Raw genomic sequence first — 15553 nt, 5'->3', positions numbered from 1 at the left:
TGAGGTGAGCGAGAAGCTCGAGGAAGGAGCACCGTGCAGGACGCATCCAACGCGGCGTCGCACTCCCCCGATGGTGGGGACGCCGACGAGAACACGGGGCCCCAGATCGGCGACCCCGCGAGCATCCACGTCATCGTGGGCACCTCGCGGGCGCGTGTCGTCCTCTCGGGCGAGATCGACGCCGAGGTCAGCTCCGAGCTGGGCGAGGCCATCTCCGACGCCGAGGCCTCCGGGCTGCCCGTCGAGATCGACGCCCACCACGTGACGTTCATGGACTCCTCCGGCGTCGCCTTCCTGGCGCGGCTCGCCTCGCGCAGCCCGCACACCGTCCGCATCCTGCGCGCGCCCCCGACGGTGCGCTTCCTGCTCGAGGTCACCCGGATCGGCGAGCTCCTCGAGATCGTCGACGACGACCCGGGCGTCGACCTCGACATCACCTCGGCCCAGCACTGACCACGCACGCACGAAGGCCCCGCCGCTCACCAGGAGCGGCGGGGCCTTCGCGTCAGCGGCGCAGGCTCACATCTTGTGGCCGGCCGAGCGCAGCCACTGGCAGGCCTCGACGATGCGCTCCGCCATGCCGGCCTCGGCCTTCTTGCCCCAGGCGCGCGGGTCGTAGGCCTTCTTGTTGCCGACCTCGCCGTCGATCTTCAGCACGCCGTCGTAGTTGGTGAACATGTGGTCGACGACCGGACGCGTGAACGCGTACTGGGTGTCGGTGTCGATGTTCATCTTGATGACGCCGTTGTCGACCGCCTCGGCGACCTCCTCGGCGGTCGAGCCCGAACCGCCGTGGAACACGAGGTCGAACGGGTTCTCCTTGCCGATCTCGTCCCCGACGGCCTTCTGGATCTCGCCGAGGATGGCCGGGCGCAGCTTGACCGCACCGGGCTTGTAGACGCCGTGCACGTTGCCGAAGGTGAGCGCCGTCAGGTAGCGGCCCTTCTCACCGGCGCCGAGCGCCTTGACGGTCTTCAGACCGTCCTCGGGGGTCGTGTACAGCTTCTCGTTGATCTCCGCGACGTGGCCGTCCTCCTCGCCGCCGACGACGCCGATCTCGACCTCGAGGAGGGTGCGCGCGGCCTGCGAGAGCTCGAGCAGCTCCTCGGCGATGACGAGGTTCTCCTCCAGCGGGATGTCCGAGCCGTCGAACATGTGCGACTGGAAGGTCGGGTTCTTGCCGGCCTTGACCTGCTCGGCCTCGAGCGCCAGCAGCGGGCGGACCCAGGAGTCCAGGTTCTTCTTGACGCAGTGGTCGGTGTGGATCGCGATGTTGACGGAGTAGTTCTTGGCGACCTCGGTGGCGTACGCGGCCAGAGCCAGGGAGCCGGCGACGCGGTCCTTGATCGTCGCGCCCGAGGCGTACTCGCTGCCGCCCACGGAGACCTGGATGATGCCGTCCGACTCCGCCTCGGCGAAGCCCTGCAGGGCGGCGGTGACGGTCTGCGAGGACGTGATGTTGACGGCGGGGTAGGCGAACTTGCCGGCCTTCGCCCGGTCGATCATCTCGGCGTAGACCTCGGGGGTTGCGATAGGCATCTGCGGTACTCCAATGAGGGGACGTACGAGGGACGCAGGCGGGCGACGTCGCACCGTCGCTGGTGGCGGGCGAGCGCACGGCCCACATGCATCGAGATTTTCTCACGTTCTGCGCATGGCCGTCACATGACGTCGCACAGAGTGAGACGGTCGCCCCGGTCACCAGCAGCGTGACAGCAGGTCAGGGGCAGGTCACAGGTGCTGCAGGGCCCAGGAGTGCATGGCGACGGCGGCCGCCGCGCCGGCGTTGAGCGAGCGCGTCGACCCGTGCTGGGTGATGTGGACGACGACGTCGCACGCGGCCTGCGCCTGCGGGGTCAGCCCGCTGGACTCCTGGCCGAGGAGCAGCACGCACCGCGCCGGCAGCGCACGGTGCTCCAGCGGCACCGACCCCGGGGTGTTGTCGACTCCGACGATCGGCAGCGGACCGTCCGCGCCGCCGGACGCGCCGGACGCCCAGGCGACCAGCGTCTCGACGTCCGGGTGGTGGTGGACGTGCAGGTAGCGGTCGGTGACCATCGCGCCCCGGCGGTTCCACCGCCGTCGGCCCACGATGTGCACGCCGGCCGCGTTGAAGGCGTTGGCCGTGCGCACCACCGACCCGATGTTCAGGTCGTGCGCCCAGTTCTCGATCGCCACGTGCAGGCGGCGGTCCGCCGGACGGCGCGCATCCAGATCCGCGACGATCGCCTCCACGGTCAGGTAGCGGTACGGGTCGGCGACGTTGCGCCGGTCCCCGTGCTCCAGCAGCTCGGGGTCGTAGCGCGGGTCGGGACCGCCGTCGGCCGCGCGCGGCCAGGCCTCCGGGCCGCCGGGCCAGGGGCCGACACCGACCGGCTCGTCACTCATCGACGACCCGCGAGCTCTCCCACCAGAAGACGGCGCCCACGAGCGCGGCGCCCGCCACGGCGAGCAGCAGCGGGCCGACGACCGCGCCCGCGCCCGCCGGCGCGAGCAGACCGCCGTCGGCGTCCTGCCAGGGCCACAGCGCCCGCAGCGAGCCGATCATCAGCCCCGCCAGCACCGCCATCGTGCCCTGCCGCCGGTGCCCGAGCAGCCAGTGCAGCAGCTTGACGAACGAGGCCAGGCCGACGGCCGCGCCGATCGCGAAGGCACCGACGAAAGCCAGGTCGCGGTCCTCGATCGCCTGCTGGACCGGGATGTACAGCCCCATGATCACCAGCAGGGTCGACCCCGACACCCCCGGCAGCACGAGGGCGTTGATCGCGATCGCCGCAGCGAGGGCCACGTACCAGAGGGAGGGGTCGGAGACCTCCGACGGCGGCAGGCCGACGAGGAAGAAGCCCGCCACGGCCGCCGCGACCAGGAGCACCGCGTCCAGCCCGCGGAACCGGTGCGGCATCATGCTCAGCGGGACCAGGACCGAGACGGCGATCATGCCGAAGAACACCGACCGCACCGGGACCGGGTGCTCCTCCAGCAGCGGCGCGATCGTGCTCAACGAGGCGAACAGCACCACCACCATGCCGCCCACGACAGGGGCGAGGAACCGCCAGTCGACGGCCCGCAGAGCCCGTCCGGCCGGTCGCAGCCCGTGCCCCTGCGCCACTCCCTGGACCAGCTCGCGACCGGCGTGCACGACCTGGCTCGCCGCGGCCAGGAGCCGGTCGTACAGACCGGTGATCAGGGCGATGGTCCCGCCGGAGATGCCCGGGACGGACTCGGCCATGCCGACCAGCCCGCCGCGGACGGCCAGGCCGGGGGCGGAGCGCCAGGACGTACCGGTCGGGGCCGCGGCGTGCCGGCGGACGGCGCCGGTGTGCGTGGGGGGCTCGGAGGACTCGTCGGTCACGCGTGCAGCCTACGGGCTACGGTGTGTCCCATGACCGAGCGGACGATCGAGTGCTGGCTGACCGACATGGACGGCGTGCTCGTGCACGAGGGGCAGGCCATCGACGGCGCGGCGGAGTTCGTCGACGCCCTGCGGTCGAAGGACCGTCCCTTCCTGGTGCTGACCAACAACTCGATCTTCACGGCGCGCGACCTGGCCGCGCGCCTGGCGCACTCGGGCGTCGACGTGCCCGAGGAGTCGATCTGGACCTCCGCGCTCGCCACCGCCACGTTCCTGGCCGAGCAGGTGCCGGGCGGGTCGGCGTACGTGATCGGCGAGGCGGGACTGACGACGGCGATGCACGAGGCCGGGTACACCCTCACCGAGTCCGACCCGGACTACGTGGTCCTCGGCGAGACGCGCACCTACTCCTTCGAGGCGATCACCAAGGCCGTCCGGCTGATCAGGGACGGGGCGCGCTTCATCGCGACGAACCCCGACACCACGGGACCCTCGGCAGAGGGTCCGTTGCCGGCCACCGGCTCCGTCGCGGCGATGATCACCGCCGCGACCGGGCGCTCCCCGTACTACGTGGGCAAGCCGAACCCGATGATGTTCCGCTCGGCCCTGAACCGGATCGTCGCGCACTCGGAGACCACGGCGATGATCGGCGACCGGATGGACACCGACATCGTCGCGGGCATCGAGGCGGGTCTGGAGACGTTCCTCGTGCTGAGCGGCTCCACGACGCCGGACGAGGTCGACCACCACCCGTTCCGCCCGTCGCACGTCGTCGACTCGATCGCGGACCTCGTCGACCGCGTCTGACGGCCCCGCCTCGCCTCGTTACGCCTCGCTCCGTTGTGGGCGTGAAATCTGCAGCCTTGAACGGGTTCACGGCTGCAGATTTCACGCCCACAACGAGGAGCGGTCAGGCGAGGCCGAGGTCGTCCAGGTCGAAGAGGTAGTGGTACGGCACGCCGAGCGCCTCGATCTTCTCGCCCGCGCCGGTCGCCCGGTCGACGATCGTCGCGCAGCCGAGCACCTCGGCGCCGGCCTCGCGCAGCGCCTCGATGGCGGTGATCGGCGACCCGCCCGTCGTGGTGGTGTCCTCCAGCACGACGACCTTGCGGCCGGTGACGTCCGGCCCCTCGATCTGGCGCTGCATCCCGTGCGTCTTGGCGGACTTGCGCACCACGAAGGCGTCCAGGTCCTGCCCGCGGGACGCCGCGGCGTGCAGCAGGGCGTCGGCGATGGGGTCCGCACCGAGCGTGAGCCCGCCGACGGCGTCGACCTCGGCCGTGCCGAGCCCGACCTCCTCCAGGTGGTCCAGCAGCACGTGCCCGACCAGCGGCGCGGCGCGGTGGTGCAGCGTGATGCGGCGCAGGTCGACGTAGTAGTCGGCCTCCTTGCCGGAGGAGAGCGTCACCCTGCCGTGCACGACGGCGAGCTCCTTGACGAGCTCGAGCAGCTGCTCGCGAGGGGTCGGGGAGAAGTCGGCGAAAGTCACGGGTACCAGGGTACGGCGACCGGGCTCAGCGGTAGTGCCCGACGGCGCGCACCGCCCAGCGCGGCATGGCCCGCAGCACCGCGGAGGCCGCCTTGTAGCGGACCGACGGCGTGGAGATGACGACGCCGCGGCGCACGTCCGCGAGCGCGTGGGCCGCCACCTCGGACGCGTGCAGCCACGCGCCGTCGGGCAGGACGTCGGTGTCCAGCCCGGCCCGGTCGTGGAACTCGGTCCGGGTGAAGCCCGGGCACAGCACCGTGGCCGTGACGCCGGTGCCCGCCAGCTCCACCGCGAGCCCCTCGGTGAAGGTGCGGACGTAGGCCTTGGCGGCCGCGTAGCTGCCCCCGGCGGTCAGCGCCGCCACGGAGGAGACGTTGAGCACGGCACCGCGCCCGCGGGAGACCATCTGCTCCGCGGCGGCGTGCGAGAGCATCATGACGGCGCGCACCATGACGTCGACGGCGGCGGTCTCGACCTCCAGGTCCCCGCCGACGAAGTGCTGGGCCGGGGCGAAGCCGGCGTTGTTGACGAGCAGCCCGACCGGGCGACGGTCGTCGCCGTCCTCGGCGCCGGTCACGGACAGCCGTTCGGCGACGCGCGCGACGTCCTCGTGCCGCGACAGGTCGGCGGCGATCACCTCGACGCGGACGCCGGCGGCGGCGCGGACCTGTCCGGCGACCTGGTCGAGCCGGTCGCCGTCCCGGGCCACGAGCACGAGGTCGTGACGAGCGGTGGCGAGCTGCCAGGCGAGCTCCAGTCCCAGACCGGCGGTCGCGCCGGTGACGAGCGCAGTACCCATGACGGCACTCTATGTGGCCTAGGGTGCTCGCGTGCGTATCGCCACGTGGAACGTCAACTCGATCCGTACCCGGCTGGACCGCGTGCTGGCCTTCCTGGAGCGGTCGGGCACGGACGTGCTGGCGGTCCAGGAGACCAAGTGCCGCGACGACCAGTTCCCGCACCTGCCCTTCGAGGAGGCCGGGTACGAGGTCGCCCACACCGGGTACCACCAGTGGAACGGTGTCGCGATCGTCTCGCGCGTGGGCCTGGACGACGTCGTGACGTCGTTCCCGCGCCAGCCGTCGTTCGCCAAGCCCGACCAGGAGCCGCGCGTCGAGGCCCGCGCCCTGGGGGCGACGTGCGGGGGCGTGCGGGTCTGGTCGCTGTACGTCCCGCACGGCCGGACGCTGGAGGACCCGCACTACGCCTACAAGCTGGCGTGGCTGGAGGGCCTGCGCGCCGACGCCGCGCAGTGGCTGACGGCGGACCCGGCGGTCGAGCTCGCCCTGCTGGGCGACTGGAACGTGATCCCCCGCGACACCGACGTGTGGGACGTGACCGCGTTCGCGGGCAGGACCCACGTGTCCGCGCCGGAGCGGGAGGCGTTCGCGGCGTTCGAGCGGGCGGGCTTCACCGAGGTCACCCGCGAGCACGTGCCCGCACCCGGCACGTACACCTACTGGGACTACCAGCAGCTCGCCTTCCCGCGGGACAAGGGTCTGCGCATCGACTTCGCGTACGCCTCCCCCGCGCTGCGCGACCGGGTCACGGGCGTCTCGATCGACCGGGACGAGCGCCGCGGCAAGGGCGCGAGCGACCACGTCCCGGTGGTCCTCGACCTGGCCTGAGCCGAGGTGACGCCGGGTCCGGATCGATGTCACGCCGTCGGGCCCGGCGTGTCGGCGACGGGCAGATCCTCCGGGTGACTAGCCTTGTGAAGGCCTTCACAAGATCTTCCGAGGAGCCGCCATGGGTACGCAGATCGATGCCTCAGCCGCCGTCAGCGAGTACGTGGCCCGGGCCGACTGGCGGGTGCGCGCCAACGCCAACCAGGGCTACTCGCTGGGCGGGCTCGTCCTCAACGTCGCCGGCAAGACGATCGCGAACTACTGGCTCGACGAGGTGTTCTCCCCCGGGCTCGCCGCCGCTCACCGCGACGGCGACCTGCACGTCCACGACCTCGACGTCCTCGGCGGCTACTGCGCCGGGTGGTCGCTGCGCCAGCTGCTGTCCGAGGGGTTCGGCGGCGTGCCCGGCGCGGTCTCCTCGCGCCCGCCGCGGCACCTGGGGTCCGCGCTGGGCCAGATCGTCAACTTCTTCGGCACCCTGCAGAACGAGTGGGCGGGCGCCCAGGCGTTCAGCTCCTTCGACACGCTGCTCGCGCCGTACGTGCACGTCGACCGCCTCAGCCAGGACGAGGTCACCCAGGCCCTGCAGGAGTTCGTGCACAACCTCAACGTGCCCTCCCGGTGGGGCACCCAGACGCCCTTCACCAACCTCACCTTCGACCTGACCTGCCCGGAGGACCTCGCCGAGGAGCACCCCGTCGTGGGCGAGGACGTCCTGGAGGTCACCTACGGGGACCTCCAGAAGGAGTCCGACATGATCAACCGGGCGTTCGTCGCGGTCGTGTCCGCCGGCGACGCGGCCGGCCGGGTCTTCACGTTCCCCATCCCGACGTACAACATCACGCCCGACTTCGACTGGGACTCGGAGATCTCCGAGGAGATCTTCACCATGACGGCGCGGTACGGCACGCCGTACTTCCAGAACTTCGTCAGCTCCGACCTCAACCCGGGCGACGTGCGGTCGATGTGCTGCCGTCTCCAGCTCGACCTGCGCGAGCTGCTGGCCCGCGGCAACGGGCTGTTCGGGTCCGGCGAGCAGACCGGCTCGATCGGCGTGGTCACCGTCAACTGCGCCCGGCTCGGGCACGTCCACGGCCCGGACCGGGACGCGCTGTACGCCGCCCTGGACCGGCTGATCGACCTGGCGGCCGATGGTCTCGAGGCGCGGCGGGCGACGGTCCAGGAGCTCATGGACGCCGGGCTGTACCCGTGGACGCAGCGCTACCTCGGCACCCTCGACGCCCACTTCTCCACCATCGGTGTCAACGGCGTCAACGAGATGATCCGCAACGCCACGGGCGACACCCACGACATCACCACCCCGACCGGGCACGCCATGGCCCTGGAGCTGCTCGACCACGTGCGCGGCCGGCTCGTGGAGATCCAGGAGCGCACCGGGCACCTGTACAACCTGGAGGCGACCCCGGCCGAGGGCACCACCTACCGGTTCGCCCGGGAGGACCGTTCCCGGTACCCCGGCATCCTGCAGGCGGGCAGCGACGAACAGCCCTACTACACCAACTCCACCCAGCTCCCGGTGGGGTTCACCGACGACCCGTTCGAGGCGCTGGCCCGCCAGGACGAGCTGCAGCGGCGCTACACCGGCGGAACGGTGCTGCACCTGTACCTCGGCGAGCAGGTCTCCAGCGCCGAGTCCTGCCGCCGGCTGGTGCGGCGGGCCCTGGAGAACCACCGGCTGCCCTACCTGACGGTCACGCCGACGTTCTCGATCTGCGCCACGCACGGCTACCTGGCCGGCGACGTGCGCGAGTGCCCCACCTGTTCCGCACCCACCGAGGTCTGGACCCGCGTGATGGGCTACTTCCGTCCCGTGGCCTCGTTCAACACCGGCAAGCAGGGCGAGTACGCCGAGCGCGTGACCTTCCGGGAGCCGACGGCGGTGGGTGTCGATGTCGCCTGACGCGCCGACCCGCGCCCCGCTGCGGCTGGCCGGCTTCGTGCCGTTCTCCACCGTGGACCGGCCGGGGCACCTCGTCGCGACCGCCTTCACCCAGGGGTGCCCCTGGCGCTGCACCTACTGCCACAACCCGGCCCTCATCGACCCCCGCCGTCGTCCCGGGGCGACCTGGTCGGAGCTCCTCGACCTGCTGGAGCGGCGACGCCGGATGCTCGACGGTCTGGTGATCTCCGGCGGCGAGCCGACGCTGCACCCGGGCCTGGCGGACGCCTGCCGGGACGTCCGCGACCTGGGGCTCGAGGTGGGGCTGCACTCCGGCGGCGCGTGGCCCGCCCGCCTGGCGCACGTGCTGCCGCTCGTCGACTGGGTCGGGCTCGACGTCAAGGCGCTCCCGGACCGCTACGAGGAGGTCACCGGCGCAGCCCCGTCCGGCCGGGCCGCCTGGGAGTCGGTCCGGCTGCTGGTCGAGTCCGGGGTCGACCACGAGGTGCGCACCACCGTCGACCCGACGCTGCACACCCGCGACGAGGTCCTCGCGATCGGTGCCCGCCTCACCGCGATCGGCGTCCGTCGCTGGGTCGTGCAGGAGGCGCGGCCCGACGGCGCCCGCGCCGGCTGGGTGCGCCGGCTCGACCGGCGGCGGCTCAGCGACGTCCTGCACGACGACGACCTGCCCGGCGTCGAGCGGCGTGTGGGCGTCTGACCCCGGGGGGCGCACGGCTCGGTAGGTTGTCCTCCATGACCGAGCGACCCGAGGACGACCTCTCCTTCGCCTCGCCCGGTCCGGTGACGCCCGCGGCCGGGCCGGACGGGACGCCGCCGGTCGCCGGGACTCCGCCGGCCGCCGGGACGCCGGGCGCGACCGCCGCCGGCCCCACGGGGGCATCGGTTCCCGCCCCGCCGGGCCGGTCGGGCGACGGCACCCGCTGGGGAGCCCCGGGCGGGCCGACACCGGCCGAACGTGCCGCGGCACGCCGCACCGCGCGGATCTGGGTGCTGTCGGTGGTCGGGCTGATCGTGCTCGTCGTGGCCGGGGCGACCGGGATCTCCGCCCTGACCTCCAGCGCGCGCGAGCAGGCGTGGGAGCCGGTCGCCGCGGACGTCACCGCCCCCACGACGGTCAACGCCGTCCAGCTCGTCCTGGGCTCGTGCCTGTCGGGCGCGTCGACGGAGGGCGGCGTCGGCGAGGTGGAGGTCGTGCCCTGCGCGGACCCGCACGTCGCCGAGGTGGTGGGGCGCACCGACGCCGCGAGCGACGCGATCTGGCCCGGCGAGGACGTCGTGGCCGCCCGGACGGCGCGCGGGTGCACCGCCGGCCTGCTCGGGCCGCAGGCCCGGGCCGAGGCGGAACGGTCGGTCACGTTCGTGGTGTGGACCCCGACGGAGGACGCGTGGGAGGCCGGGGACCGGACCGGGCTGTGCGTCGCCGTGCTGGACGACGAGCGCACCGGGTCGCTGCTGGACTGACCGGGCGTCACCGGACGTCGAGCGACGTCATCGGACCCGCGCCCGATCTTCACCGACCCGGCACCCCGGATGCGGCGATCGTCCGATCCGGGGCGGCGATCCCGGGGCGTTCGGTCCGGTTCTGTCCGGACTCGTCGGTCATGACGGGCACGTTCCCGCCGCCGGATCCCTTCACGCCTCCTCCACGACCACCTCCCGACATGGTCGTTATCGGATTGTGACCTGCCGTGATCGCGTGGTTACGGTCCCTACGTCGTCCGGAGACCGGGCGGCGACCGGTCCGCAGCCCAGTGCTGCCGGCGGGCCGGCCCAACGGAGCACCGACGGCAGCAGCGGGAGACCCAGGTTTTGCGGGTGACGCACGTCGCCACCCTCGGGGTGAAGCCGTCCTTCGGCGGCAGGCCACCACTTCTCGGCCTAACCCGACAGCTCATCTCGCCGGCTGGAGGAGTACCCATGTCCACCACCTCCCTGGATGCTGCGCGCCCGCGGGGCGCGGTGCGCCCGCCGCGGACACGGCACGCTGCCGTCGCCATGACCCTCACGGCCGCCCTCGCCGGCGGCACGCTCGTGGCCGGCGCCCAGTCCGCCGTCGCCGACGAGGCGACGACCACGTCCGACGAGTCGACCGCCACCGAGACGGCCACCCCCGAGCCCACCGCCACCGAGGAGCCCGTCGTCGTGAGCACGACGCCGGACGTCTCGATGTCGAAGTCGCGCCACACCGGCCGCAAGGGCCAGGGGCACACCCGTCCGAAGTACACCGTGAGCGCCACGACGGCCGACGGCGAGGCGTTCGCCGGCCGTGTCCGGCTCTACATCAAGGGCACGAAGGTCGCCGTCAAGCAGCTCGACGCCGACGGGACCATCCACTTCCGCCCCGGCCTCGGCAAGTACGACGTCGGCCGCAACGGCGTCCGCGCCGTCGTCGCCCCGGCCGCGGCCACGGGCCTCGACCAGGTGACCAAGAACCGCACGGTGCGCATCAAGCCGAAGGCGAGCACGAACCTCTACGTGTCGAAGGACCGCCACAAGGCCACCAAGGGCAAGGGGCACACCCGCCCGAGGTACACGGTGAAGGTGCGCAAGTGGGGCGAGCCGGTCACGGGCCGCGTGCGCCTGTTCATCTCGGGCGACAAGGTCGCCGTGAAGAAGATCAACAAGAACGGCATCGTCCGGTTCCGTCCCAGCCTGGGCAAGTACGACCTGGGCAAGAACCGGATCCGCGTCACCGCCGTCCCGGCCCGGAGCGAGGGCCTGAAGAAGGCCAAGAAGCACCGTGTCGTCCGCGTGGCCCCGAAGGTGACCCGCGGCGACAAGGTCGTCCGCGTGGCGAACAACTACGTCGGCCACCGCTACTCCTACGGCGGCACCTCGCCGGCCACCGGGTTCGACTGCTCGGGCTTCACCTCGTACGTCTACAAGAAGGCGACCGGCAAGACCCTGCCGCGCTCGTCGTCGGCGCAGGCCTCCGCGGGCAAGCGCATCTCGCGGAGCAACGCCAAGAAGGGTGACCTCGTCTACTCGCCGGGGCACATCGGGATCTACGCCGGCAACGGCCGGATCATCGAGGCGGCGCGTCCGGGCGTCGGCGTCGTGAAGCGCACGATCTGGCAGTCCAACCCCCAGTTCATCCGCATCTGACCCGCACCTGACCGGCATCCGCCGGCACCCGCCGGCCCCGGCCGGCCCCGGCCGGCCCCGCACGAGATCGACCCACCCGGCCGAGGTCGACGTTCAGTACGTCGATCTCGGCACGGGTGGGTCGATCTCGCGTTGACGGGGTGTCGGCAGAGGGCCTCAGCGCAGGGTCAGGCCCTCGTCACCCTCGGCCCGGTCGACGACGACGGTGTCGCCGTCGGACACCTCGCCGGCCAGCAGCCGGCGCGCCAGCCGGTCACCGATCTCGCGCTGCACCAGCCGGCGCAGCGGCCGCGCCCCGTACGCCGGGTCGTAGCCCTCCAGCGCCAGCCACTCGCGGGCCGTCGGCGTGACGTCGAGCGTGATCCGACGGTCGGCGAGACGGTCCGCCAGCGCCGTGACCTGCAGCTCGACGATCCGGCCCAGCTCGCCGAGGGAGAGCGCGTCGAACAGCACGACGTCGTCGAGCCGGTTGAGGAACTCCGGCTTGAAGGCCGCACGCACCGCGGTCATCACGCTCTCGCGCTTGGCCGCCTCGTCCAGCGTCGGGTCCACGAGGAACTGCGAGCCCAGGTTCGAGGTGAGGACCAGGATGGTGTTGCGGAAGTCCACGGTGCGGCCCTGGCCGTCCGTGAGCCGACCGTCGTCGAGGACCTGCAGCAGGATGTCGAACACCTCGGGGTGGGCCTTCTCCACCTCGTCCAGCAGGACCACGGAGTAGGGCCGACGGCGGACCGCCTCGGTGAGCTGACCGCCCTCCTCGTAGCCGACGTACCCCGGAGGGGCCCCGACCAGTCGCGCCACCGAGTGCTTCTCGGAGTACTCCGACATGTCGATGCGCACCATGGCGCGCTCGTCGTCGAAGAGGAAGTCCGCCAGGGACTTGGCGAGCTCGGTCTTGCCCACACCCGTCGGTCCGAGGAACAGGAACGACCCGGTCGGCCGGTCGGGGTCGGCGACCCCGGCCCGCGAGCGCCGCACGGCGTCCGAGACGGAGCGGACGGCGGCCTGCTGGCCGATGAGCCGTTCGCCGAGGACGTCCTCCATGTGCAGCAGCTTCTCGGTCTCGCCCTGCAGCATCCGGCCGGCGGGGATGCCGGTCCAGGCCGAGACGACCTCGGCGACCTCGTCCGCCCCGACCTTGTCGGCGATCATCGGCGTCTCCTGGGCGGCCTCCTCGGCCGCCGCCTCGGAGGCCTCGGCCTGCTCGGCCTCGGCGAGCTCGCGCTCGACGGACGGGATCTCCCCGTACAGCAGCCGGGCGGCGGCCTCGAGGTCGCCCTCGCGCTGCAGCCGGTCGGCCTCGGTGCGCAGCTCGTCGATGCGGGCGCGCAGGTCGCCGACGCGGTTGTGGCCGGCCTTCTCCGCCTCCCAGCGGGCGGTGAGCGCGGCGAGCTCCTCGCGCCGGTCGGCCAGGTCGGCGCGCAGCTTCTCGAGCCGCTCGCGCGCGGCCGCGTCGGCCGAGCCCTCGGCGTCCTTGAGGACGACCTCCTCCATCTCCAGCCGGGTCACGGCGCGCTGGAGCTCGTCGATCTCCACGGGCGAGGAGTCCATCTCCATGCGCAGCCGGGAGGCGGCCTCGTCGACGAGGTCGATGGCCTTGTCGGGCAGCTGGCGGCCGGTGATGTACCGGTCGGACAGCGCGGCGGCGGCCACCAGCGCGGAGTCGGCGATGGTGACCTTGTGGTGGGCCTCGTAGCGCTCCTTGAGCCCGCGCAGGATCGCGACGGTGTCCTCCACCGACGGCTCGCCGACGAACACCTGCTGGAAGCGGCGCTCCAGGGCCGGGTCCTTCTCGATGTTCTCGCGGAACTCGTCGAGGGTGGTGGCGCCGACCATGCGCAGCTCGCCACGCGCGAGCATGGGCTTGAGCATGTTGCCCGCGTCCATGGCTCCTTCGGAGCCGGCGCCCGCACCCACGACGGTGTGCAGCTCGTCGATGAAGGTGATGACCTCGCCGTCGGAGGCGGTGATCTCCTCCAGGACGGCCTTGAGCCGCTCCTCGAACTCGCCGCGGTACTTGGCACCGGCGACCATGCCGGCGAGGTCGAGGGCGACGAGCCGCTTGCCCTGCAGCGAGGTGGGCACGTCCCCGGCCACGATGCGCTGGGCGAGGCCCTCCACGACGGCGGTCTTGCCGACGCCGGGGTCGCCGATGAGCACGGGGTTGTTCTTGGTGCGGCGCGACAGCACCTGCACGACGCGGCGGATCTCGGCGTCGCGGCCGATGACGGGGTCGAGCCGGCCGTCCCGGGCCCGCTGGGTGAGGTCGCTGCCGTACTGCTCCAGGGCCTTGTAGGTGCCCTCGGGGTTCGGGCTGGTGACCCGGCCGTTGCCGCGGACGGCGGGCAGCGCGGCGCGCAGCGCGTCGGCGGTGGCTCCGGCGGCGTTCAGCGCCTGGGCGGCGGCGGACTGGCCGGCGGCCACGGCGATGAGCAGGTGCTCGGTGGAGACGTACTCGTCACCGAGCGCCTCGGCCTCCTGGGTGGCGGTGGTCAGCACGCTCTGCATGGCGCGCGACGGCGACGGCTGGGCGACGCCCTCGCCGCTCACGGTCGGCAGCGCGACGAGCGCGGCACGGGTCTTCTGCCCGACCTGCTGGGGGCCGGCCCCGACGGCCTCGAGCAGCCCGACGGCGACACCACCGGTCTGCTGCAGCAGCGCGGACAGCAGGTGGGCGGGCTCGAGCTGGGGGTTGCCGGCGGCGGACGCCGACTGCACGGCGTCACCGATGGCCTGCTGCGACATCGTCGTGAACTTGGTGTCCATGGATCCTCCGGGTCCGGTACGAGTGACTGCTGACGTCAACCACTGCAGAGTTGAGTCTATTCCGCTCAACTTTGGTTCGCCACGGCAGGTGGCGGCGGGTGAATTCGGCCGGGCGCAGCGGTCCGGATGCCCTGTCGACGCCGGTCGGGGATGCTGGGACGGTGATGTCTGCCACTCTCGCCCCACCGCAGTCCGCTCCCGACCGCCGTCGGCCCCGGCCGCGGGTCCGACGGGCGGCGACGGCCGCGCTCGCCGCCGTCGGCCTCCTCGCGCTCTCCGGGTGCATGAAGGTCGACTGGGACATGACCCTCAGCGAGGACGACACGGCCTCCGGCACCGTGATCATGGGGATCTCCGACGAGTTCGCCGAGTCCCTGGGGATGGACCCGCAGGAGCTGTGGGACATGTCGAACGAGGGCGAGGACTCCCTCACCGAGGACCTGCCGGAGGGCTCGACGGAGCAGCCCTGGTCCGACGGCGAGTACACGGGCGTCGAGGTCGGCTTCGTCGACCAGCCGATCTCGGAGATGAGCGGCGAGGGCAGCGACGACCTGTCCATCACCCGTGACGGCGACGAGTACGTCGTCGACGGCGTCTTCGACCTGAGCCAGGACGCCCAGGACATGGAGGACATGGGCGGCGAGCTCCCCGAGGGCCTGCTCGACAGCTTCGACATGCGCATCGCCGTGACGTTCCCCGGCGCGATCAGCGAGACCACGGGCGAGGTGGACGGCAACACCGTCGTGTGGACGCCGTCCGTCGGGGAGGTCACCGAGGTGTACGCCCGCGGCTCGGCCGTCTCCGGCGGGGCCGCCGCGCCGGAGGACGAGGCCACGACCTCCGAGGAGGAGGCGACCGACGAGCCGACCGCGGAGGCCACCGACGAGGAGTCCGCGGCCTCCGACGACATGGCCGACACCGCGGCCGAGGACGACGCCGGCGGCTTCCCCTGGTGGATCGTGGGCCTCGTGCTCGGGCTGGCCGTCCTCGGTGTCGTCGTCGCGCTCGTCGTGCGCAACAACCGCACCCCCGGCCCGCCCGGGGCCGGCGCCCCCGGCAGCGGCCCCGCGCCCTCCGGCGGCGGCGCCGTGCCCCCGAGCTACGCCCAGCCGCAGCAGCAGGCCCCGCCCGTCGTGCCGCCCCAGCAGCCGCCGTACCAGGAGCCGTACGGGCAGCCGCCCGCCGGCCCGCCGCAGCAGCAGCAGCCGCCCCAGGACCCGGACGGCACCCCGCCGGCGCCGCCGCGCTGAGCGGCCGGTCCCGAGCCAGGATCCCGATAGCCTCGGGAC

General features: G+C 72.7%; 14 protein-coding genes and 1 riboswitch. Of the genes, 8 read left to right on the top strand and 6 right to left on the bottom strand.

All coding sequences use genetic code 11. The features are described 5' to 3' along the window. Positions 1 to 33: 33 nt before the first annotated feature. Entirely contained in the window at positions 34 to 453 is a 420-nt protein-coding gene (locus PO879_RS01765) for an STAS domain-containing protein (protein WP_347568610.1), read from the top strand. 66 nt (positions 454 to 519) lie between these two features. On the opposite strand, the gene fbaA is transcribed toward PO879_RS01765, so the two are convergent. The 3 genes from fbaA to PO879_RS01750 form a co-directional block, all read right to left on the bottom strand. Continuing rightward, complete coding sequence (gene fbaA / locus PO879_RS01760) at positions 520 to 1539, bottom strand: class II fructose-bisphosphate aldolase (protein WP_278236234.1); 1020 nt, start codon at positions 1537 to 1539, stop codon at positions 520 to 522. A 192-nt stretch (positions 1540 to 1731) separates the two neighbouring features. Continuing rightward, positions 1732 to 2388: a TrmH family RNA methyltransferase gene (locus PO879_RS01755; RefSeq protein WP_278236233.1), complete on the bottom strand. Its 657-nt coding sequence runs from the start codon at positions 2386 to 2388 to the stop codon at positions 1732 to 1734. Further along, positions 2381 to 3352 (bottom strand): DUF368 domain-containing protein, encoded by a 972-nt coding sequence (locus tag PO879_RS01750; protein WP_278236232.1) that lies wholly within the window; start codon positions 3350 to 3352, stop codon positions 2381 to 2383. Before PO879_RS01750 ends, PO879_RS01755 begins: the two co-directional genes overlap by 8 nt. A 30-nt stretch (positions 3353 to 3382) precedes the next feature. Between PO879_RS01750 and PO879_RS01745 the strand changes: the two genes are divergently transcribed. Next, entirely contained in the window at positions 3383 to 4159 is a 777-nt protein-coding gene (locus tag PO879_RS01745; RefSeq protein ID WP_278236231.1) for an HAD-IIA family hydrolase, read from the top strand. A 103-nt stretch (positions 4160 to 4262) separates the two neighbouring features. On the opposite strand, the gene pyrE is transcribed toward PO879_RS01745, so the two are convergent. Together pyrE and PO879_RS01735 are read right to left on the bottom strand one after the other, a co-directional pair. Next, positions 4263 to 4841, bottom strand: coding sequence for an orotate phosphoribosyltransferase (pyrE, locus tag PO879_RS01740; protein WP_278236230.1), 579 nt, complete (start codon positions 4839 to 4841; stop codon positions 4263 to 4265). 25 nt (positions 4842 to 4866) lie between these two features. Continuing rightward, positions 4867 to 5640, bottom strand: coding sequence for an SDR family NAD(P)-dependent oxidoreductase (locus PO879_RS01735; protein WP_278236229.1), 774 nt, complete (start codon positions 5638 to 5640; stop codon positions 4867 to 4869). A 31-nt stretch (positions 5641 to 5671) separates the two neighbouring features. Between PO879_RS01735 and PO879_RS01730 the strand changes: the two genes are divergently transcribed. The 5 genes from PO879_RS01730 to PO879_RS01710 all read left to right on the top strand — a co-directional run bounded on the left by PO879_RS01730 (position 5672) and on the right by PO879_RS01710 (position 11498). Next, on the top strand, positions 5672 to 6469 hold the full coding sequence (locus PO879_RS01730) for an exodeoxyribonuclease III (protein WP_278236228.1): 798 nt from the start codon (positions 5672 to 5674) through the stop codon (positions 6467 to 6469). A gap of 121 nt (positions 6470 to 6590) precedes the next feature. Continuing rightward, a complete protein-coding gene (locus PO879_RS01725) occupies positions 6591 to 8390 on the top strand; it encodes a ribonucleoside triphosphate reductase (protein WP_278236227.1) in 1800 nt (599 codons plus the stop codon). Next, positions 8380 to 9090, top strand: coding sequence for an anaerobic ribonucleoside-triphosphate reductase activating protein (locus tag PO879_RS01720; protein WP_278236226.1), 711 nt, complete (start codon positions 8380 to 8382; stop codon positions 9088 to 9090). Before PO879_RS01725 ends, PO879_RS01720 begins: the two co-directional genes overlap by 11 nt. Positions 9091 to 9125: 35 nt before the next feature. Beyond that, positions 9126 to 9854 carry a septum formation family protein gene (locus PO879_RS01715; protein WP_278236225.1) on the top strand — a complete coding sequence of 243 codons (729 nt, stop codon included), beginning with the start codon at positions 9126 to 9128 and terminating at the stop codon, positions 9852 to 9854. A 308-nt stretch (positions 9855 to 10162) separates the two neighbouring features. Beyond that, positions 10163 to 10307: riboswitch (cyclic di-AMP (ydaO/yuaA leader) on the top strand. A gap of 3 nt (positions 10308 to 10310) precedes the next feature. Beyond that, positions 10311 to 11498: a C40 family peptidase gene (locus PO879_RS01710; protein ID WP_278236224.1), complete on the top strand. Its 1188-nt coding sequence runs from the start codon at positions 10311 to 10313 to the stop codon at positions 11496 to 11498. 156 nt (positions 11499 to 11654) lie between these two features. Here the strand turns inward: PO879_RS01710 and clpB are convergent, their stop codons facing one another. Further along, complete coding sequence (gene clpB, locus PO879_RS01705) at positions 11655 to 14264, bottom strand: ATP-dependent chaperone ClpB (RefSeq protein WP_278236223.1); 2610 nt, start codon at positions 14262 to 14264, stop codon at positions 11655 to 11657. A 164-nt stretch (positions 14265 to 14428) separates the two neighbouring features. On the opposite strand from clpB, the gene PO879_RS01700 reads away from it, so the two are divergent. Further along, positions 14429 to 15514 (top strand): hypothetical protein, encoded by a 1086-nt coding sequence (locus PO879_RS01700; protein ID WP_278236222.1) that lies wholly within the window; start codon positions 14429 to 14431, stop codon positions 15512 to 15514. Positions 15515 to 15553: the final 39 nt, after the last annotated feature.

The organism is Isoptericola sp. AK164 (genome assembly GCF_029643425.1).
Lineage (GTDB): Bacteria > Actinomycetota > Actinomycetes > Actinomycetales > Cellulomonadaceae > Isoptericola > Isoptericola haloaureus.
The sequence above is the reverse complement of the archived record's forward strand: the minus strand, read 5'-3'. Positions and strand labels throughout refer to the sequence as shown.